17 protein-coding genes and 1 pseudogene are annotated in these 20,113 nt (G+C 41.2%); 3 read left to right on the forward strand and 15 right to left on the reverse strand.

Annotation, left to right across the window (positions count from 1 at the left end; all coding sequences use genetic code 11):
* Nucleotides 1-15 precede the first annotated feature (15 nt).
* The 3 genes and pseudogenes from B7705_RS01545 to B7705_RS01555 form a co-directional block, all read right to left on the reverse strand.
* Nucleotides 16-1,503 carry a UDP-glucose--hexose-1-phosphate uridylyltransferase gene (locus B7705_RS01545; RefSeq protein ID WP_084947145.1) on the reverse strand — a complete coding sequence of 496 codons (1,488 nt, stop codon included), beginning with the start codon at nt 1,501-1,503 and terminating at the stop codon, nt 16-18.
* Nucleotides 1,500-2,159, reverse strand: a pseudogene (locus tag B7705_RS01550) (HAD family hydrolase). Before B7705_RS01550 ends, B7705_RS01545 begins: the two are co-directional and overlap by 4 nt.
* 11 nt (nt 2,160-2,170) lie before the next feature.
* On the reverse strand, nt 2,171-3,349 hold the full coding sequence (locus B7705_RS01555; RefSeq protein WP_084947147.1) for a galactokinase: 1,179 nt from the start codon (nt 3,347-3,349) through the stop codon (nt 2,171-2,173).
* 163 nt (nt 3,350-3,512) lie between these two features.
* Between B7705_RS01555 and galR the strand changes: the two genes are divergently transcribed.
* Complete coding sequence (gene galR / locus B7705_RS01560; protein WP_084947150.1) at nt 3,513-4,514, forward strand: DNA-binding transcriptional regulator GalR; 1,002 nt, start codon at nt 3,513-3,515, stop codon at nt 4,512-4,514.
* Nucleotides 4,515-4,581: 67 nt separating this feature from the next.
* On the opposite strand, the gene B7705_RS01565 is transcribed toward galR, so the two are convergent.
* The 3 genes from B7705_RS01565 to B7705_RS01575 all read right to left on the reverse strand — a co-directional run bounded on the left by B7705_RS01565 (nt 4,582) and on the right by B7705_RS01575 (nt 9,391).
* Complete coding sequence (locus B7705_RS01565) at nt 4,582-5,619, reverse strand: zinc-binding dehydrogenase (RefSeq protein ID WP_084947152.1); 1,038 nt, start codon at nt 5,617-5,619, stop codon at nt 4,582-4,584.
* Between the two features lie 237 nt (nt 5,620-5,856).
* Entirely contained in the window at nt 5,857-8,382 is a 2,526-nt protein-coding gene (locus B7705_RS01570; RefSeq protein WP_084947155.1) for an ABC transporter ATP-binding protein/permease, read from the reverse strand.
* 109 nt (nt 8,383-8,491) lie between these two features.
* The gene (locus B7705_RS01575; RefSeq protein WP_084947158.1) at nt 8,492-9,391 is read right to left on the reverse strand and encodes a cation diffusion facilitator family transporter; all 900 of its coding nucleotides are present in this window, start codon (nt 9,389-9,391) and stop codon (nt 8,492-8,494) included.
* A 130-nt stretch (nt 9,392-9,521) separates the two neighbouring features.
* Here B7705_RS01575 and B7705_RS01580 point away from each other — a divergent pair, with 130 nt between their 5' ends.
* Entirely contained in the window at nt 9,522-10,076 is a 555-nt protein-coding gene (locus tag B7705_RS01580; RefSeq protein WP_084947193.1) for a TetR/AcrR family transcriptional regulator, read from the forward strand.
* Nucleotides 10,077-10,102: 26 nt separating this feature from the next.
* Nucleotides 10,103-10,435 (forward strand): glucuronide permease, encoded by a 333-nt coding sequence (locus B7705_RS01585; RefSeq protein WP_084947160.1) that lies wholly within the window; start codon nt 10,103-10,105, stop codon nt 10,433-10,435.
* A 90-nt stretch (nt 10,436-10,525) separates the two neighbouring features.
* On the opposite strand, the gene B7705_RS01590 is transcribed toward B7705_RS01585, so the two are convergent.
* From B7705_RS01590 to B7705_RS01630, 9 genes are all read right to left on the reverse strand, one after another.
* Nucleotides 10,526-12,046, reverse strand: a complete 1,521-nt coding sequence (locus B7705_RS01590) for an ABC transporter permease/substrate-binding protein (protein WP_084947163.1) — start codon at nt 12,044-12,046, stop codon at nt 10,526-10,528.
* Nucleotides 12,039-12,767 (reverse strand): ATP-binding cassette domain-containing protein, encoded by a 729-nt coding sequence (locus tag B7705_RS01595; RefSeq protein WP_084947165.1) that lies wholly within the window; start codon nt 12,765-12,767, stop codon nt 12,039-12,041. The genes B7705_RS01590 and B7705_RS01595 overlap by 8 nt, the downstream gene beginning before the upstream one ends.
* A gap of 14 nt (nt 12,768-12,781) precedes the next feature.
* Nucleotides 12,782-13,546, reverse strand: coding sequence for a nuclear transport factor 2 family protein (locus B7705_RS01600; protein ID WP_084947167.1), 765 nt, complete (start codon nt 13,544-13,546; stop codon nt 12,782-12,784).
* A gap of 3 nt (nt 13,547-13,549) precedes the next feature.
* On the reverse strand, nt 13,550-13,987 hold the full coding sequence (locus B7705_RS01605) for a MarR family winged helix-turn-helix transcriptional regulator (RefSeq protein WP_084947170.1): 438 nt from the start codon (nt 13,985-13,987) through the stop codon (nt 13,550-13,552).
* A 143-nt stretch (nt 13,988-14,130) separates the two neighbouring features.
* Nucleotides 14,131-15,324 (reverse strand): O-antigen ligase family protein, encoded by a 1,194-nt coding sequence (locus B7705_RS01610; RefSeq protein ID WP_084947196.1) that lies wholly within the window; start codon nt 15,322-15,324, stop codon nt 14,131-14,133.
* Between the two features lie 132 nt (nt 15,325-15,456).
* Entirely contained in the window at nt 15,457-16,899 is a 1,443-nt protein-coding gene (gene gtfA, locus B7705_RS01615) for a sucrose phosphorylase (RefSeq protein WP_084947173.1), read from the reverse strand.
* 204 nt (nt 16,900-17,103) lie between these two features.
* Nucleotides 17,104-17,937, reverse strand: a complete 834-nt coding sequence (locus B7705_RS01620) for a carbohydrate ABC transporter permease (protein WP_000711271.1) — start codon at nt 17,935-17,937, stop codon at nt 17,104-17,106.
* A 16-nt stretch (nt 17,938-17,953) separates the two neighbouring features.
* Nucleotides 17,954-18,826, reverse strand: coding sequence for a carbohydrate ABC transporter permease (locus B7705_RS01625; RefSeq protein ID WP_001007692.1), 873 nt, complete (start codon nt 18,824-18,826; stop codon nt 17,954-17,956).
* Between the two features lie 18 nt (nt 18,827-18,844).
* On the reverse strand, nt 18,845-20,095 hold the full coding sequence (locus B7705_RS01630; protein WP_084947175.1) for an extracellular solute-binding protein: 1,251 nt from the start codon (nt 20,093-20,095) through the stop codon (nt 18,845-18,847).
* Between the last annotated feature and the right edge of the window lie 18 nt (nt 20,096-20,113).

The raw sequence follows: 20,113 nt of genomic DNA on the forward strand, positions 1-20,113 counted from the left end.
GCAAGGAGAAAGCTCCTAGTCTGGTAAAATTCCGACCTGTTCTACAAAGCGCATAAAAGCTGCCTGTCCTTGTTCCGTCTGCTTGTAAACCCCCGCATCCTCCAAAACACGTGCAAAGATAGCACCCACAGAGTCCTTGACGATTTCAAGGGCTTTTTCTTTATCCGTTAGCTCTGGATGTTGATCTTTGAGCTGGTCTGCCCATTCCTGATGATAAGAGGCAACTGCTTCATCATCGCCTACAAGATAGCTGGCAACTTGCTCCACTTCTGCTTTCAGACGTGGTGGCAGGATAGCCAAGCCCATGACCTCAATCAAGCCGATATTTTCCTTCTTGATATGTTGAACATCCTTGTGGGGATGATAGATGCCATCAGGATGCTCTGGCGATGTCTGATTGTCTCGCAAGACCAAGTCCAACTCAAACTGTCCATCGCGTTTACGGGCAATGGGTGTAATGGTATGGTGTGGTGTCCCGTCTGTCTCTGCCAAAATCTGTACTTCAGGGTCTGAATATTGCCGCCATTCCTGCAAAATCTTATCCGCCAAGTTGATCAAATCTTCTTTTGAATCCGAGGTCAAACGTAGCACTGACATAGGCCACTTGACAATCCCAGCCTTGACCTGCTCAAATCCAGTAAATCGGAAAGTCTTTTGCAAGGGAGCCAATTCCATAGGAAATACGTGACGGCCTCCCTGATAGTGGTCATGAGTAAGAATAGAGCCTCCCACGATTGGCAGGTCGGCATTAGAGCCTGCAAAATAGCCAGGAAACTGCTCTACAATAGCCAGCAGACGCTCAAAGCTCTGACGACTGATAGCCATGGGACGATGCTGGCCGTCTAAGAAAATACAGTGCTCATTAAAATAAGCATAGGGCGAATACTGGAAGCCCCACTCCTGACCCGCCATTTCAAAACGGATAATGCGGTGGTTGCTGCGAGCTGGGTGGTTGACCCGACCATGATAGCCCTCATTCTCTAGACAAAGCTGACACTGGGGATAATTGCTAGCTTGCACCAACTTGGCTGCCGCAATCTCCTTTGGATCCTTTTCAGGCTTAGAGAGGTTGATGGTAATCTCAAGTTCTCCGTAGTCAGATGGTACACGATAAGCAATATTTTTAGCAATGGCCTTGAGCTTGATGTAGTCGTTTTTCTGGCTGAGCTGGTAAAAATCCCCTATCGCCTGCTCAGGAGAGTGAGCATAGGTTGTCCAAAAGTCACGATTAACCTGACTTGGACAAGGGGTCACCAAATCCATCAATTCAGCACCAAGGATTTCACGCGCAGTCTGACTGTCCTCAATCATCTCTAATCGAACCGCCTCCTCAACCAGCTGGTCCTTGAGGTCAATCAAATCCTCCAGATTCGTCTCAACTTCCAAAACACCTTCTCCCACTCGTGCTAAGACACGATTGGTTAGGTAGATTCGATCAATCTCCTCAAATGAACTTCCAGCAATGACTTCCGTGATAAATGCATCTAGAACTCCCTGACTCATTGATTCTCCTTCTTACTTTCTAAATAGTCTCTGACAGCATCTAAATCCTGAAAAACTTGTTCTGTTTTATTTAAGAAAGACTGTGCTGGCATTTTCAAGTCTGGAATACAAATAACTGGTATCCCAGCTCTATACGCTGCTTCAATCCCTGCTTCACTATCCTCTAATACTAAGCAATTCTCTGGTAAAACATTCAAATCACTACAGGCCTTTAAAAATATATCAGGGTAAGGTTTGCTTCGCTTTACATCTTTTGCAAAAACTAGATGGTCAAATAGGGACAGTATACCATTACTATCCAAAATCATTCTAGCTCTAGATTCAACACTTGAAGTTGCTAAAGCGATTGGAATACCTTCTCTTTGCAAAAAAGCAAGCAAATTTTTAGCACCTTTTTTTAAATTTACACCTTTAGCTAATATTCAAGCTTCCAGTTCATAAACTTTTTCCAAGGTTTGGTCAAAGTTCCAAGGTAAATCATAGGTATCTAAAAATCGTTGAACATTCTCCTCTTCCCTATGTCCACTGTATTCTCTAGAATATGTTTCTTCTGTGAAAAGAATTCCAAAATCTTTAAGCAATTCTTGATAAACTTTTAGAGAAATGATCTCAGTATCAGCTAATAAGCCATCTAAATCAAATATTACAGCGTCCATTTACTTCTCTCCTAGTCTAAAACGCGAGTGCCACCTGCAACTTCAGCGATATAGAAGCTTGGAGCATATCCAACGACTTCCTCGTAGTACTTGCCAACAGCTGCTTTAAAGGCCTCAACGGCATCTTTTTGCACCAAGGCAATGGCACAGCCACCAAATCCTGCCCCTGTCATACGAGCACCAAGAACACCTTCCTGAGCCCAAGCTGTGTGAACAAGAGTATCCAATTCTAGGCCAGTTACCTCATAATCATGCTCAAGAGAAACGTGTGACGCATTCATCAAGCGACCAAATGTTTCCAAATCACCTGCTTGAAGTGCTGCTTGAGCTTTAAGAGTACGTTGGTTTTCAAGCACAGCATGGCGAGCACGTTTTAAGCGATTTTCATCTTTAATCAGATAGCTGTATTGGTCAAAGGCCCACTCATCCAATTCACCCAAGGTCTGAATATCCAAGGCAACTTGCAATTCTTCCACGGCTTTTTCACACTCAGCACGACGTTCATTGTACTTAGAGTCTGCTAGTTCACGGCGTTTATTAGTATTCATGATAACAACAACATTGTCTTTCAAATCAAGCGGCACCAAGTCGTACTCCAAAGTGTTGGTATCCAGGTAAATGGCACGTTGGTCAGCACCCATACCGATAGCAAACTGGTCCATGATACCAGAGTTGACTCCGATAAAGTTATTTTCTGTTTGTTTTCCGATTTTAACCAAATCCAAACGGTCTAGTTTTAAATCAAAGAGATGCTCTGCAACGACCCCTGTCAAGAGTTCCAAAGATGCTGAAGAGGACAAGCCAGCACCATTTGGGATATTCCCATAAACATAAAAATCAAACCCCTTGTCAATCACATGTCCAGCTTCTTGCAAGAAATGAAGAACCCCTTTTGGATAGTTGGTCCAGCTGTGCTCTTTTTCAAACTTGAGGTCAGCAAGAGGCACTTCGATGATACCTTTGTCCTCAAAGTTGGCTGAGTAGAAACGCAAGACTTGATCGTCACGCTTGCGAGCTGCACCATAAGTTCCCAAGGAAATAGCAGCTGGAAAGACGTGCCCACCGTTGTAGTCCGTGTGTTCACCAATCAGATTGATACGACCTGGTGAGAAGAAAGTTTGGTCTGCTTCTTGACCAAAAACGGCAAGAAAGTCTTTGCGAAGGGCTTCAGCAGTAAGATGTTGTGTCATATAAATTCTCCTTTGACTGTCGTTAAGTCACCTTAACGTGTAATCGTTTTCTTCTATTGTATCCAAGGGATTTGCCAAGGTCAATCCTTTTTACTAAACTTTTACTAAACAATCAGTAAAAAGCAGAAAAATATGATATACTAACCTAAAAGGAGGAGGATTTATGGCTACCTTAAAAGACATTGCACAGCTAGCCTCTGTCTCTATCGCGACCGTATCTCGTGTCCTCAATCGCGACCAGAGTCTATCTGTTACAGAAGAAACCAGACACCGTATTTTAACTGTCGCTGAAGAGCTGGGCTATACTAAGCACCTCAAGACAGGCGAATCCCACAAACCCAAGCAAAAGATTGCCATTATCCAATGGGTCAGCGAACAAGGGGAGTTGGACGACCTCTACTACTACCAGATTCGTCTCGGTATTGAAAAAAGAGCCCAAGAGTTGGACTATGACATCTTGCGCTATTTTAATGACCATCCTTTTACACTGAGCGAGGAAGTGATTGGCATTCTCTGCATCGGAAAATTTAGCCGTGCTCAGATCTCTGCCTTTGAAGAATACCAAAAACCCCTGGTCTTTTTAGACAGCGATACTCTTTCATTTGGACATACCTGTATTATCACTGACTTTTACACTGCTGTGAAACAAGTTGTAGACCATTTCCTCAGCCAAGGGCTTGATCGTATCGGGATTCTCACCGGCCTTGAAGAAACAACCGACCAAGAAGAAATCATCCAGGATAAACGTCTAGAACATTTTAAAAACTACTCTCTATCAAAAGGTATCTACAATGATAAACTGGTCTTTCAAGGTAGTTTTACTGCCCAGTCTGGATATGACTTGATGAAGGAGTCTATTCACAAGTTGGGGGATCAGCTCCCTCCAGCATTTTTCGCAGCCAGCGATAGTTTAGCCATCGGTGCCCTCCGTGCCCTTCAAGAAGCTGGAATTAGCTTGCCAGACCGTGTTAGTCTCATTTCTTTTAACGATACTAGCCTGACCAAGCAGGTCTATCCTCCCCTATCTAGTATCACAGTCTATACTGAGGAGATGGGCCGAGTCGGTATGGATATTCTTAATAAGGAAGTTCTCCATGGTCGCAAGATCCCTAGCCTAACCATGCTGGGCACCAGACTGACTTTGAGAGAGAGTACGCTGCCATAACTCAACAAATATACCAACGCAAAAAATCCTAATAGAAATTCTCAAATCTCCATTAGGATTTTCTTTTTTATTCCATCACAATCATAGCCTTAATCGTCTTACGTTCATCCATATCTTTATAGGCTTGGTCAATCTCTTCTAATTTATAACTTGAAGTAAAGACACGGCCTGGGTTGATATCGCCATCAAGGACTGCCTTCAGTAAGAACTGTTTGTTATAAGTCGTTACAGAGGCTGCTCCGCCTGCTACCGTAATATTTTGAGCAAAAGTTGAACCAAGAGCTCGATTGCTATAGTGAGGAACTCCAACAAAGCCCAAACGACCACCATTGTGAAGGACACCAAGAGCCTGATCAACCGCTGCCTCAGTACCGACACACTCAAGAGCTGCATCTGCTCCTCCACCAAGAATTTCTCGAACCTTGGCAATTCCTTCTTCGCCACGTTCAGCCACAACAGCTGTCGCTCCTGACTCCAAAGCCATTTGTTGACGGTCTTCGTGACGACTCATGAGAACAATTTGTGATGCACCACGCATTTTAGCTGCGATAACAGCACATTGCCCAACAGCCCCGTCACCGATAACGACAACCTTATCCCCTTTTTGAACATTAGCAACACGCGCAGCATGATAGCCGGTCGGCATGACATCAGCCAGTGTCAAGAGGGATTTGAGCATGCCTTCTGTATAATCAGAGGGCTGACCAGGAATTTTGACAAGAGCCCAGTTGGCATATTCGAAGCGAATGTACTCCGCTTGCACCCCATTAGACCAATTGGTGCCAATATGGCGGTCACAAGTCCCATCATAGCCAGCGCTACAGGCATCACACTCCCCACAGCCATGGGTGAAAGGTGCAATAACAAAATCGCCAGGTTTAACAGTCGTCACTGCATCACCAATTGCCTCAACGATACCAATCGCTTCGTGCCCGCTATTCTGATGGCCCGTTTCAATATCTGGATTGCGATAGCTCCACAGATCAGAGCCACAAACACAGGTCCGAACGATCCGAATAATGGCATCATCTGCCTCAATGATTTGCGGATGCTCCACTTCAATAAGACCAACCTGACCAGCTTTTGTATAAACTGTTTTCTTCATAGAACCACTCCTTTTCTATTGGTTTCTTACTTTCATTATACACTTTTTGTCAAGCTTTCGCTCGTATCAATCATTATTAACGGCGATAAGGTACTAGTTTAGTCCAATATAGTCTTTTCTTCTTGAGATTTAAGTTTTATAAGGAGAGATTTTTCGATTACGTTTTTAATAGTTTCCAGCCAATAGAAAAAGTGAATAAAGAAATATTCCTTTATCCACCTTTTTGTGGTTTAGTTGTTATTCGCTACGAAGCGATTCGACTGGGTCTTTCTTAGCAGCGATGCGTGAAGGGATTAGACCGGCTAACATGGTAAGGACAATCGAAATACCGATAAGGATTAGAGCTACTTCTATTGGTAATTGCGCTACATTTCCCACATTTGTCATTTTCGCAACAATCGCATTGATTGGGAATGTCGCAAGAAAGGTAATCGCGATACCGAGCACCCCAGAGATCAATCCTTCAATGGCTGTTTCAGCAGTGAAGATACGACGAATATCTTTCTTCGAAGCCCCCATTGCACGTAGGATTCCGATTTCTTTTGTACGTTCGAGAACTGAAATGTACGTGATAATCGAAATCATTATAGAAGATACAATGAGTGAGATGGCCACAAAGCCAACGAGCACAGTTGTCACTACGCCAACCAATGTCGTAATTGAAGACATGATAGTTTGGATATCATCGGAATAAGCGAGTACCTTATCGTCTTCTCCAGCTTCTTTTTTCGCCGTGTTATAGGCGTTTATGAATTCTTTTAAGTCTTGTTTTTGTTGGAACGAAGAGGTGTAGAGCTCAATGGCAGCTGGTTTGAATTTGTTGATGACGCCCATTTTTGCGAGGTTTTCCTCGTAAGTTGAAGCCGAGTTGTCGTTATATTGTTGGACATACTGCGCCTGTTCTTCAGGCGTCATTTTAGCCAACTGAATTTTTTCTTCTTCGGTTAAATTCTCCGAACTGAATGGTTTAGGATCTTTGGCAAATTCTTTACCCGTAAATACATTTAGATTTTGATTGGCTTCCTGTTCCTTAACGATATCGCTATTTTGAATGTATTCGGAAGTGTAATCAATGAGGGTGCTTGTGTAGGCGATTCCTCCTGAAGGAGCATTCACTCCTGAACTTGTGCCGTCTTTTTGGCGAAGGACACCCACAATTTTAAGTTCGATCCCATTCTCGATTTGAGTTTTCATATAAGAAGCATTATCAATCTTATTGACCCATAAGTTATTTTCTTTTACAAAGCGGTTTGTATTGACAACTGCTTTGAAAGTTTTTCCGATAAAGTCACTATATTGATACGTTTGAGAAGAGAGTTCGTCGAGCTTATTCGTATCGTTCAATTCACTGGGATCTTTGATACGCAAACTATAGAGCAACAAGTCGCTAATTTGATTGTTTTCATCTACGATAAGGACGATCTCGGACTTATCTTGTGGGAAGCGTCCTTCCAACACGTCGTACTTGCTTTCTAGCATTGAAGAATCACTAGAAAGTTCACTCCAGTAGTTGAGGTTTTGTAAGTATCCCTTCATCGTTTGATTCGCTGTTTCTACTTCATCAGCTAAGGTTGAAGGCAGAATACTTTTGGGTCCGTTGGAAGTATCACTTGCATAGATGAACGGTTGTAAATTGTATCGGTAACGAATGTCTTTTGTGAGAGATTCGACCTTCGAAGCGTGTTCCTCCAAGTAAGTCTTGAAGGAAGCTAAGTCGTTCTTTCCGATTTGTTTTTTCAATAAATTAGTTAAAACCGTATTGATACCGAGCTCATGATTATCCTTGTAAGGCTTCTCGCTCAAATCTGGAGAGGTCGCCAACAAGTTACTCTGGTTCTGCTCGCTAATCGTCAGTGGGAGAGAGACGAGAGTATCTTCCTGCACCTTTTTAACGTAGTCACTCACACCATTTGAAAGGGCTAAGATAAGGGCAATCCCGATAATCCCGATGGAACCCGCAAAAGCTGTTAGTAAGGTACGACCTTTCTTCGTCAATAGGTTATTAAAGGAAAGTACAAGAGCGGTTATAAAGCTCATCTTCGTCTTCGTGAACTGGATGTCGACTTGCTTTGTCTCCTCTGTTGGTTCGCATGGGTTTGAGTCGCTCAAGATGTTTCCATCTAATACTTGTACGATACGTGTGGAGTACTTCTGTGCCAGCTCTGGGTTATGCGTCACCATGATAACCAAACGTTCCTTGGCGATGTCTTTTAATAAATCCATGATTTGAACAGAAGTCTCAGAATCGAGCGCTCCTGTCGGTTCGTCGGCTAAAACGACTTTTGGATCATTAACAAGAGCACGCGCAATCGCGATTCGTTGCATTTGTCCCCCAGACATTTGACTTGGTTTCTTATATAAATGGTCTTTTAGGCCTACGCGTTCGAGCACTTCGATAGCACGTTTCTTACGTTCTGCTTTTGAAACGCCCGAAAGAGTCATTGCAATTTCTACGTTAGAGAGTGCAGTTTGGTGCCCGATGAGATTATAAGACTGAAAGACGAAACCGATGGTGTGGTTTCTGTAGCTATCCCAATCACGGTCTTTAAATTGCTTTGTTGATTTTCCTTGGATGAGTAAATCACCAGATGTGTATTGGTCGAGTCCCCCGATGATATTTAATAGGGTGGTTTTCCCAGAACCCGATTGCCCGAGAATGGAGACAAACTCATTCTCACGGAAGCGAATCGAGATATCCTTTAGCGCGTGGAACTCTTGATTGCCCGTATGATAGACTTTTGAAATGTGCTGTAGCTGTAACATCGCCTATCCCCTTTCAGTGATATATGTAGTCTATCACAATTTCATACTGGAGTAAATATGTTACATTTACAATTCATCAAAAATAATCAACAAATGGAAAATCGACTTCTTATGAATGATGATGTCCATGACTTTGACCTACTTCCAACTCCTCAATCTTTCGCTTATGGGCTCGGTGACTTGCTAGGTTTGCATCAACTTCAATGGTAACATTTTGAAAGCCATAATCTTTGAGTAAATTACGAATGGATTCTTTACAATACTCTATATGTTCAATCTCTTCTAAACAAACATGAACAATGGCGTCATTTTCCAGACCATCCATAGACCAAATACTGAGTTGATTAACACTCTTAACATTAGCTAGCGCTGCTAACTCTTTCTCTAGCTCAGCAGTCTCGACTCCTTCAGGCACAGCATCTAAGAAAATCTTAAGTGTTGACCAAAAACGAGGAATGGCTTTCCAGAGGATAAAACTAGAAATCAAGAGTGATAAGAGCGGATCAAGAAAGTACCAGTCTGTCACATACAAAACACCAGCAACCAGAATGACCGCTAGCCAACCCAGAATATCTTCTAAAAAATGCAAGGTCAGGATAGCTTCGTTCTTGGTCTGACCCTTACGAACAATCAGACTAGCCAAGAGATTGATAAGAATCGCAATAACTCCCAACCACAGCATCCCTTGGTAGTTGACAGGCTGTGGCGATAGGAGGCGAGGAATATTCTCCAAGAGCATCATGACAGATCCTGTCAAAAGGATCAAGGCAGTCAGCATGGCGCCTAGCAGACTGAAGCGTTTATAACCAAGAGTATAACGTTTGTCTTCCTGACGATTGGAAATAGTTTCCAAACAAGCTGATAAACCTATGGCAAGAGCATCGCCCAAATCATGAACCGCATCCGCTAATACAGCACTTGAATTGAAGATGCCCCCAAAAATAAATTCGACAATAGAAAATGATAGATTCAAGAAAAAAGCTAGCCAGATAGATGTTTTAGAACTCATTTCTCTCCCTCCTTTGGTATAATAGATATATATACTTCTTTCATTTGTATTATCTAATAAAATCCAAAGAAAGGATAGAAGCAAACTGTCAGCCATGTTCAGTTCTGAACAGTTTGTCTCAAGTGTCTATATGCCAAAAAGAGACCGTCGAGTCAGTAAGACTAAAAGAGCCATCTATCAAGCTTTTCTACAAGTTTTGAACGACAAGGGCTATGATGCTACTACTGTCCAAGATATCATTGACTTGGCAGATGTTGGGCGTTCTACTTTTTACTGTCACTATGAAAGCAAGGAACTGCTTTTAGATGAACTCTGTCGCTACCTCTTTCATCATCTCTTTGAAAGGGAAGGACACTTTACTACCGAGGACTACCTCGCACATATTTTTTTGCATTTTCAAAAAAATCAAGACCATGTCACCAGTCTTCTTTTTTCCAAAAACGACTACTTCCTCCGCCAACTACACAAGGAGCTCGAACACCACGTCTATCCCATGGTGGCGGATGATTTGCAAGAGTCCTATCCAAACATTCCGGCTTCCTACCTCAAACATTTTGTAGTAACAAACTTTATCGAAACACTGACCTGGTGGCTAAAAAAAGGAAAATCTTATACTGAAGACCAAGTAGTGAAATTTTACTTAGATGTGATTGAGATGACTTCTACAAAATCACTCGAAATTTAATCCTATCACGAAGAAAGGAATCAACTATGTTAAATTCTATTATCCTAGGAATTCTAACGATTGTATTGGCTCTTATTTTCTCCCTCCTTCATCTCGCGGCAGCTTTCGCAGCCATGAAAGAAAAAAATTACTGTCAAGGGAACATGTGTATCTTGGTGGGAAGTTGTCTTACTTCACTAGCTCTTGCTATCTTTTTCTTTGTTCCGCTTGCAACTGTCGTCTTATGGATAGTGGGCTCTAGCATCATCTGCTACGGTGCTTACTGGAATGGGAGACAGCAAGAAAACCAACATATATCGCACCACATTATAAGGGGCACACTAGCGGCTTTGATTACGCTCTTATTTATCTTACTCTAACATTAAAAATCCCATCTCGAATTATAGACGAGATGGGATTTAGTCTGCTAAAGAAGGGAGCTAGTGACTACCACTGGCTTTCCTCTCCATTTATTTCTTCAACAAACCTTGTTCTTGTAGAAATTCCTTGGCTACTTGTTCTGCTGACTTGCCTTCAACACCGACTTGGTAGTTGAGCTGGCTCATCTGGCTTTCCGTGATTTTACCAGCCAATTTATTGAGAACTGTCTCCAACTCAGGATGTTTCTTGAGAAGAGCTTCTTTCATAAGTGGTGCCCCTTGATAAGGTGGGAAGAGTTGCTTGTCATCTTCCAAGACCTGTAAATCATAACGCGCCAACTCTGCATCGGTCGAATAGGCATCCGTAATTTGAATATCGCCTGACTGAATTGCCTGATAGCGGAGGGCTGGCTCCATGGTCGCTACGTTGAGATTGAGACCATACATTGATTGCAAGCCCTTATTTCCATCCTCACGGTCATTAAATTCGAGTGTAAAGCCCGCCTTCAACTGCCCTTCCACTTTTTTCAAGTCCGAAATGGTCTTCAAGCCATATTCTTGAGCAATCTTTTTCGGAACAGCTACAGCGTAGGTATTTTGATAAGACATAGGTTTGAGATAGGCTAGATGATCTTGTTTGGCAATGCCATCACGCGCCACTTGATAAACCTGATCTGGCTCATGACCTACTTTAGGTGATGGCTGAAGCAAACTTTCAGTCACCGTACCAGTAAACTCTGGATAGATGTCAATATCACCTTTTTTCAGAGCTTCATAGAGAAAGCTAGTCTTCCCAAAATTCGGCTTAACAGTCGCAGTCATACTGGTATTTTCTTCAATCAGCAACTTATACATATTTGCCAAAATTTCTGGTTCCGGTCCCAATTTCCCAGCAATAACCAAGTTTTCTTTCTCTTTTTGAGCTAAGAGGGCTGGACTATAAGACAGACCGAGCAATATGGTCACCAAGGCAAAACCAGAAAAAATCGTCCGCAATTTTGCTTTTTCCATCACTTTTAGTAGGAAGTTAAAGGCAATGGCCAGCACTGCAGAAGAAAGTGCCCCAATCAAAATCAGACTGGTATTATTACGGTCAATTCCCAAAAGAATAAAGGAGCCCAGTCCCCCTGCCCCAATCAAGGCAGCCAAAGTCGCCGTACCGATAATCAAAACCGCAGCCGTCCGAATCCCAGACATAATGACAGGCATGGCAAGTGGAATTTCAAACTTCTTGAGACGCTCCCATCTGGTCATCCCAAAGGCAATCCCTGCCTCTTGCAGACTCGGATCAATTCCCTTCAGTCCAGTGATGGTATTTTGCAAAATCGGAAAAATCGCATAAATCACCAGAGCCGTCAAAGCTGGCAAGGTCCCAATTCCCATCAAGGGGATGAAGAGTCCCAACAAGGCCAGAGACGGGATGGTCTGGAAAATTCCTGCAATCTGCAAAACCCAGTCCGCCAACTTCTCATGATAGCAAAGATAAACAGCCACGGGAATAGCGATAAAAATAGCTAGTAACAAGGTCAAAAGTGACAACTGCAAATGTTGAGATAGGGCTGTTACCCAATCACCAAAACGATCCTGAAAAGTTGATATCAAATTAGCCATGAACACTACCTCCAAACAAGTCTGCTACAAAGTCCGTTGCAGGAGCTTTTAAAATGGTCTCAGGGTTCGCCACCTGACGAATCTCTCCGTCCTGCAAGACAGCAATACGGTCTGCCAATTTCAAAGCTTCATCCGTATCATGGGTCACAAAAATAGTTGTCATCCCAAACTCTTTATGCAATTCTTTCGTCAGAACCTGCAACTGTTTTCTCGAAATAGCATCCAAGGCTGAAAAAGGCTCATCCATGAGGAGAATCTTAGGCTGACCAATCATAGCACGGACAATACCAACCCGTTGCTGTTCTCCACCAGATAATTCACTAGGAAGTCGATGTCCATACTCGGATACTGGTAAACCAACCTTAGCTAAAAGCTCTTCTGTTTTCTGAGCAATTTCTTCCTTAGTCCAGCCCTTCATCTCCGGAATGAGGGCAATATTTTCAGCCACCGTTAGATTGGGAAAGAGAGCAATCGCTTGTAAGACATAGCCTGTGGAAAGGCGCAGCTCACGCTCGTCATAGTCTTTGATGCGTTTACCATCCATATAGATATTTCCATCAGTTGGTTCCAAGAGACGATTAATCATCTTAATCATGGTCGTCTTACCTGACCCAGAAGGCCCAACTAAAACCATGAACTCCCCATTCTCAATTCGTAAATTGACATCTCTCAAAACATCTTTTTCTGTATAGCGTAGCGCTACATTTTTATATTCAATCATTCTTTGTCCTCAATTTAAAATTTTCCTCGGTTGGTCAAGTCTTCTACCTTAGGCATAACTTCCTTATTATCCCAATGCTCCACAACCAAGCCATTCTCCAAACGGAAGATATCGTACTGGGCATAGGCAACTTCATCAATCTGAGTCTGCCCATAGCTAACCACATAGTTTCCTTGTCCCAAAAGCTGGAAAACAAAGTCGAAAGTAACCCCGTGCTCAGCCACATAGTTTTTATAAGCATCACTTCCTTGTCCAATCTCATGATTATGCTGAATCAAATCGTCTGCCACATAATCACTCCACTGCTCTAGCTCCCCATTTTGGAAAATTTCTGTCAAGAAACGGCGAACAGTTTTTTTATTTTCTGCTGTCTTATCCAAATCCTTGATCTTAAAATCACCAAAAATCTGATCTAATTGGCCATTTTCAGGTGTTCGATAGTAGTCAATGACATCCCAATGCTCCACGATACGACCATTCTCATCCGCACGGAAAGTATCTGTCGTCACCCATTGCGCTTCCCCACCATTGAGATATTGATGGACATGGACGAAGACTAGATTGCCGTCTTCAATGGTGCGAACAATTTTCATCTCACGCTCGGGATGGCGCTCAAAGAAATTTGCAAAGAAAGCCGCAAACCCTTCTTTCCCATCTGGCACACCTGTCGAGTGTTGGATATAAGTATCCCCTACAGACTGAGCTTGAGCCTCGGCAACGCGCCCATCTTGAATGGCATGAATGTATAAATTTTGTGCATTTTCAACTTGTTTTGACATGATTTATGCCTCTTTTTCTTTTAAATTTGCTAAGATGCGTTCCTGATAACTTTCAAACTGGCGAATTTCTTCCTCAGTGAATCCTTTATAAAAAATAACATCCAGTTTTTGACTAATACGATGACCCACTTCTTTCTGGGACCAACCTTGCTCCGTTAGCTTGACATACTTCTTTCTCTTATCTATTCCACATGGGCTAATGATGACCAGGTTTTGCTCCTCAAGTTTCTTAATCATGCTTGTTAGCGTATTGTTAGCAAGACCAGTCGCTAGCGCAATATCTGTCGCCGTCGCACAGCCTGTCTCGCTATTCCATAAAACGGTGAGAATCTTGCCCTGTTCACTCCGATAAAGGGCTTCAGGATCCTGGCTCAGTAACTTTTGAAAAATCCGCCCATTCAACAAACGAATATGATGGGCAATCAAATGACTATCTTTCATAGCTTCTCCAATTTATTTCTATATCGAATTTTCTCTATTGTAACACCTATCGTTCCATCTGTCAACTATTTCGATTTAGAAATAATTTTCGCCAACAAAAAAGACCTCCTACCTAGAGTAGAAGTTCTCCGTTCTTGAGTAACTTAATCTGTCATTTCGGACACCAAGGTTCGATGTTCCAGTGGTAGACTGCACATAACCAACAAGAAGATGAATCCTGACTGAACCCAGAAGAGTGCCAAGTCAAAAATTCCATGTACAGCGACTACTGTAAGGAAGGAGAGATAAAGACCGATAATTGGGCGTTTACCAGACTCCTGACTCATATCCATCATCATGTGAACCGGGATCACCGAAGAAATGGATAGGAGAATGGTTCCAATCAAACCATAACTCAAAATAGTATCGATGTAAAGACTATGCGCGTGTTCGTGATAAGGAGCATGAATTCTCGGATAGGAATTCATATAGGTCAGTGGTCCCTCACCCCAGATCGGATTTTGTTTAAACAAAGTCATACCCGCATTCCAGATTGAAACACGCTCCTCCATTGAAGAATCTAGGGTTCCCATACGGACACCCAAATCGCTTGAGAAGAGGAAACAAAGGCCAATCCCGAAAACTCCAATACTAAGCCAAAAGGCACGCCAGTTTTTAATGGTTGTAAAGAGATAAATGATGGCACCAGCGATAATAGCAGGGAAGGCTGTTCTATTTTGTGTAAAATTCAAACCAAATAGATTCACAAAACCTGCTAGCACACAAAAGACTTTCAACCATCTTAGCTTCGTCGTTGTAAAGAGATAAAAGGCAATCATGATACAGAAGCAACAAATGATCCCATAGTAGTTAGGATTAAAGAAAGTCACCTCTGCACGATTTTGGTGCCATACTTGCATATTGGGCGAAAGAAAGGCGTAGTTAAATTTCTTTACAATTTGGAAATGCTCCAAAGTAGCAAAAGCGGCAGAGACAACACTACCAAACAAAACCGTCTGGAGTATCAGTCGAAAGAAAGCATGCGTCAGACGCTTCTGGTAAAAACTAAAGAAAATAAGAAATAGGAGCATCAGGAAAGATGCTGCTAGACCAAGCCAGTTCTTGGCGACGATAGAGATGATACTACTATAGGCAATAAAAAAGAGAAGTACAGGATGTTTGATTAACCCTTTGATAATTCCCTTCATCTCCCCAGTAACAAGTAAACCTATCAAATATAAAGCAAAGAGCGCTAAGAACAAATAAAAAGGTAAAAAGATACTTATGATCATCAAATACAAAAAGAAATCTTTTTTCGAAAGCCCTCTTATCTTATCCAGTAATCCAATTGATTTCAAAACGGATCCTTTCTGTTCTGGATTTCTCCAGAAGATAAATGCTAAACTATCTTTATATTCTACCATTTTTTCTGTCATTTGGGAACAATGAACACGTTTTCGCCACAAAAAAACTCTTTCATTAATATAGCACTAGAACTGAATTTTTCTGCCGTTTTCCAATACTTGATAGGTCTGACTTTGCAAATCAATTTCTGCTACTGCTGTTACGGACTTGTCTTTATTTTGACGTTTGATTACAATGCTGTGAGCTGTTGGTGTTTCTATCTCAATAGTCCCTTCTAGGTCAAAGGCCTCTGATTGATTACGGAAAGAAAATAGATTGAGAAGAGACTTCACCACAGGACGTTGAACTTCTTCTGCTATTTCCTCGTTGCTATAGTAATGACGATTAATATTTCGACCTTCTTTGGTTTCTTCTAACAATTTCAAGTCATTTTTTCCTGCTAATAGACCCACATAGTAAACCTGAGGAATGCCTGGAGCAAAAGCTTGAATCAGACGAGCAAGGAAGTACTTGACATCATCATCTCCAAGCGCAGAATAGTAGGTTGAATTGATTTGGTAGATATCTAGATTGTTATACTCTGCACTGGAGTACTTCCGTTTGACATTTGCTCCAACCTTATAGAGCTCATTTGAAGCATAGTCAACTTCCTCATCGGTCAGGATATCTTTGACATCCACCACTCCAATTCCATCATGAGTATCTAGTGTCGTAAATTGCTTCATCGGGCTCATCTTTAACCACTTAGCCAAGCACTCTGTTCTGGAACTGTAAAGAGTATAAAGGGTCACCATTGGAAGGGCAAAATCGTAAACATAGTAATCATGGTCCGCTATTTTAAACTGAATCGAATAGTGTTCATGAATCTCAGGTAAGAGCTCTGTCCCATACTCAGCAGCGATATCTCGAACTTTGTCCAATAAATCCCAAATATCTGGTTCCACAAAGAAATCATTGGTATCCAATTTCTTCACTGCATAAGCAAAGGCATCTAGACGAATCAAATCACAACCATTACTTGCCAGGTGCTGAATGGTCTTACGGATGAATGCCATCGTTACTTCTTTGGTCACATCAAGATCAATTTGTTCCTCACCAAAAGTATTCCACAAATGTTCTACTGAACCATCTGCAAAAAGAATCTCTTGCTTTGGTGCACGATCCTTACGTTTGTATATTAAATCTACATCAGCCTGTGTCGGACGATTTTCTGGCCAAAACTTGTCCCAGTTTAAAAAGAGATCTTTAAATTCACTAGCTTCATGTTTTTCTTGATAATCCTTATAATACTTAGATTGACGAGAAATATGGTTAATCATAAAGTCAAACATCAGATAATATTTCTCACCTAAACGCTTAACATCCTCCCAATCACCAAACGCTGGATCCACTTCATCATAGTCAACTGGTGCAAATCCACGATCACCTGTTGACGGGAAAAATGGTAGAAGGTGAACTCCCCCAATAGCATCGCCAAAATGTTCTTCCAAATTCTCATACAAGTCTTTAAGGTTATTTCCAAGACTATCTGAGTAAGTAATCAACATAGTTTTATTTTGAATTGGCATAATTACTCTCCTTTTTAAATTGAAGCCAAGTCTCATATGACCTGGCTTCGTAAATAAAAGATATTTTTAGATTTTTGTTCACTTCGAACTCGTACTAGTATAAACTGCAAGTAACTAAGTACTACTTTCTTTTTTCTACATAGAATTGTCAACAAGCTGAACTGTTCCTCTATGTATGGAATTATAAATTCCCTAAGCACTTTCTTACTTCACTGCCCCATTACTCATTCCTGAAATGATATGTTTTTGGAAGATGAGGTAGACAATGGTTATCGTTACAATTCCCACAATATAAGATGCAAAACTTGGACCATAGTCATTGAAGTACTGACCTTGGTAGTTGTATTGGAAGAGAGGTAAAGTCCACATCTTGGAATCCTTGTTCAGAATCAACAGTGGCAACATAAAGTCATTCCAGAACCAGAGAGCATTGATAATCAAAGTTGTCGCATGCATGGGCTTCAACATTGGAAAAATGATTCGACGATAAGTTGTAAAACGATCAGCCCCATCAATTTCCGCAGCTTCATCCAAACTATCCGGTACACTGATTTTTATATAACCAACATACAAGAAGAGAGTCTGTGGAATAGCATAAGTTAGGTAGAGTATTACTAGCCCCCACATATTTGCTAAACCTAGTTTACTCATCATAACTGTGATGGGAATCATAATCACCTGAAATGGAACAAATATCCCTAAGATCAGGAGCGAATACATAATTGCAAAGGCTTTTTTCTTGGACATATTTCGAGCAATGGAATAAGCTGCAGCTGGTATAAAGAAAGCTACTACAATCAATGATAACACCGTAATAACTGCTGAATTCCAGAAATAGCCTCCAATTCCATCCGAAATCAATCGTTCATAATTACTTAAGGTAAAAGGATTGGGCAAACTAAAGAAATGATTCATGATATCCTTAGTTGTTTTGAAAGAACTAAATACTGTTACCAACAAAGGAACAAGTATAAGAATACCACCGACTATCAAGAGGACATATTTCCAAAACTGATTCAATTTTTCTTCTTTTTTCATGTGTAGGACTCCTCTATTAGATTTCAAATTTCTTTGATAGCTTGATTTGGATAAGAGAAACAATTCCAATAATTAAGAATAAAATCAAGGCAATTGCATTCGCATATCCATATTGATTACTCTTGAAAGCATAGTTGTAGACTAAAAGTCCAAGAGACGTTGTAGCATTATTTGGACCACCACTCGTCAACGCAAAAATCTGGTCAAAGGCTGTCAACCCGGACTTAAGAGCCAGAATAAAAACCATAGAAATCGTCGGCAGCAAATAGGGCAATTCAATCTTCCAAAAAGTTTGTTTACTTGTTGCACCATCAATTGATGCCGCCTCTAAAATATCATTTGGAATACTCTGAAGACCAGCAAGAAAGAGAATAATTGGCATTGCTACTCCTTGCCATAGAAGAACAAAAATAGTTGCTACTACCGCTCCTACAGGTGTCCCCAATAGACTCTCTTGTAAAAAGCTAATTCCTAAAATTTTTCCAATCGTTGGAAGACCATAGTTGAAGAATTGTTTAAAAATCAAGGAAACTGTCAAACCAGACAAAACAGCCGGGAAAAAGAACCAAGCTCTAAAGAAGGTCTGACCCTTCATCTTAGAATTTAAGGCTCGTGCTACAACCATCCCAATTGTAATCTCTCCAACAATCAATGCCAGAGTTAAAATCAAAGTAAAGGCTATGGCTGTGAAGAATTTCCCATCAATCATCAGCAATTTGTAGTTATTCAAACCAACAAATTTGTAATTATAGGTCAATCCAGTCCAGTTAGTCAAACTATAGAAAGCACCTTGTACCATTGGAAAGTAAAAGAAGATAGCTTGTAAAGCAAGCGGGATAAGCAAAAATGTCCAACCCCAGTATTTATTTAAAAATTTTCGAATAGCCATATCATCTTAACTCCTATTCTAGTCCAAATCTGCCTTCATTGGATTAAAGAAAGCATTGAGATTGTTTGCCATATTTTTCAGATTTTTATCCATCAGATAACCTGCACTTAGATTAAAAAAGTCTTCTTCAGAGTTCCAGCGTTGGCCCAACCAAACATAATGTTTATCCGTAAACGCCAGTTTAGAAATATCTGCAAGCGCTGAATCTTCTTTTTCCTGTATACCCTTCACCGCAACTGGTGACCCATCTACATCATAGTATGACTGCATAGCTTTTAGACTAGTCATATAGTTGATAAATTCTTCGGTTTCTTTCGGATGTTTGGTAGTAGCTGAAGTTGATAATGCCATGTCTCCTGCACCAACAGTAACTTCTTTTCCTACTTCTTCTCCTGGGAAGGCAAACATCCCCACCTCAAATTTTGGATCCTGTTGATTAATTGCCGCTAATGCCCATGATCCTTGTGGCATCATCAAGGCTTTTTCACTCGAAAATGCTACCACCGCATCATTATAAGAGGCACCACGCCAACCATCTTGAGCATTATCCGCCAACAAATCTAGTCGTTCTGCATCTGCTTTTAAAATAGCATCATCTACAGAGATAGCGTTTGGTTTTGAAAAGCGAAGGTAGTTATTAGCCGCATCTCCACTACCTGTAATAGTAATGAGAGAAAGTTGGTGGTAACCATTTAATGTCCAGCCTTCATTGCCTGCAACTGCAAATGGAGAATTTCCACTATCTTTTATCTTTTTAACAATCTCTTGAAATTCTTTAAAAGTCTTCGGTTCCTCAAGCCCTAATTCTTTAAATTTTGTTTTATTGTAATAGATTCCATAAAGGTTGGCCGTTAAAGGCACACTATAAACCTTGTCATTAATCGCATACTTTTCGGCATAGTCGTTCCTGATGTTCTCAAGATAAGATTTCCCTGTCATATCTGCAAAATAACCTGCTTTTGCCCACTCCTGAAAATCCATATTTTGAGGATAGATATTAATAATATCTGGAACGTCTCCTGATAAAATCCGAGTCTTTAGCACAATTCCAGCTGAAGGTACTGTAGTCAGCTTCACATCAATATTAGGGTGTTCCTTTTCAAAATCATCCACTATCTTTTGCAAGGTATCTGCCATCTCGGTCTTCTGGTTAAAAAACTCAATCGTTACCTTACCATCAGCTGATTGATTGTTCTGACTACAAGCCACTAGGCCTAGTAAACTTGCCCCAGCTACTAAAAGAAAACCTGCTTTCTTATACCATTTCATTGGAATGCCTCCTTGATA

The organism is Streptococcus oralis subsp. dentisani, from assembly GCF_002096685.1.
GTDB lineage: Bacteria > Bacillota > Bacilli > Lactobacillales > Streptococcaceae > Streptococcus > Streptococcus oralis_AD.

Bases quoted from the DNA above. Each gene is read 5' to 3' on its own strand.
- B7705_RS01545 (WP_084947145.1), bottom strand. From the start codon at position 1,503: ATGAGTCAGGGAGTTCTAGATGCATTTATCACGGAAGTCATTGCTGGA.
- B7705_RS01555 (WP_084947147.1), bottom strand. From the start codon at position 3,349: ATGACACAACATCTTACTGCTGAAGCCCTTCGCAAAGACTTTCTTGCC.
- galR (WP_084947150.1), top strand. From the start codon at position 3,513: ATGGCTACCTTAAAAGACATTGCACAGCTAGCCTCTGTCTCTATCGCG.
- B7705_RS01565 (WP_084947152.1), bottom strand. From the start codon at position 5,619: ATGAAGAAAACAGTTTATACAAAAGCTGGTCAGGTTGGTCTTATTGAA.
- B7705_RS01570 (WP_084947155.1), bottom strand. From the start codon at position 8,382: ATGTTACAGCTACAGCACATTTCAAAAGTCTATCATACGGGCAATCAA.
- B7705_RS01575 (WP_084947158.1), bottom strand. From the start codon at position 9,391: ATGAGTTCTAAAACATCTATCTGGCTAGCTTTTTTCTTGAATCTATCA.
- B7705_RS01580 (WP_084947193.1), top strand. From the start codon at position 9,522: ATGCCAAAAAGAGACCGTCGAGTCAGTAAGACTAAAAGAGCCATCTAT.
- B7705_RS01585 (WP_084947160.1), top strand. From the start codon at position 10,103: ATGTTAAATTCTATTATCCTAGGAATTCTAACGATTGTATTGGCTCTT.
- B7705_RS01590 (WP_084947163.1), bottom strand. From the start codon at position 12,046: ATGGCTAATTTGATATCAACTTTTCAGGATCGTTTTGGTGATTGGGTA.
- B7705_RS01595 (WP_084947165.1), bottom strand. From the start codon at position 12,767: ATGATTGAATATAAAAATGTAGCGCTACGCTATACAGAAAAAGATGTT.
- B7705_RS01600 (WP_084947167.1), bottom strand. From the start codon at position 13,546: ATGTCAAAACAAGTTGAAAATGCACAAAATTTATACATTCATGCCATT.
- B7705_RS01605 (WP_084947170.1), bottom strand. From the start codon at position 13,987: ATGAAAGATAGTCATTTGATTGCCCATCATATTCGTTTGTTGAATGGG.
- gtfA (WP_084947173.1), bottom strand. From the start codon at position 16,899: ATGCCAATTCAAAATAAAACTATGTTGATTACTTACTCAGATAGTCTT.
- B7705_RS01620 (WP_000711271.1), bottom strand. From the start codon at position 17,937: ATGAAAAAAGAAGAAAAATTGAATCAGTTTTGGAAATATGTCCTCTTG.
- B7705_RS01625 (WP_001007692.1), bottom strand. From the start codon at position 18,826: ATGGCTATTCGAAAATTTTTAAATAAATACTGGGGTTGGACATTTTTG.
- B7705_RS01630 (WP_084947175.1), bottom strand. From the start codon at position 20,095: ATGAAATGGTATAAGAAAGCAGGTTTTCTTTTAGTAGCTGGGGCAAGT.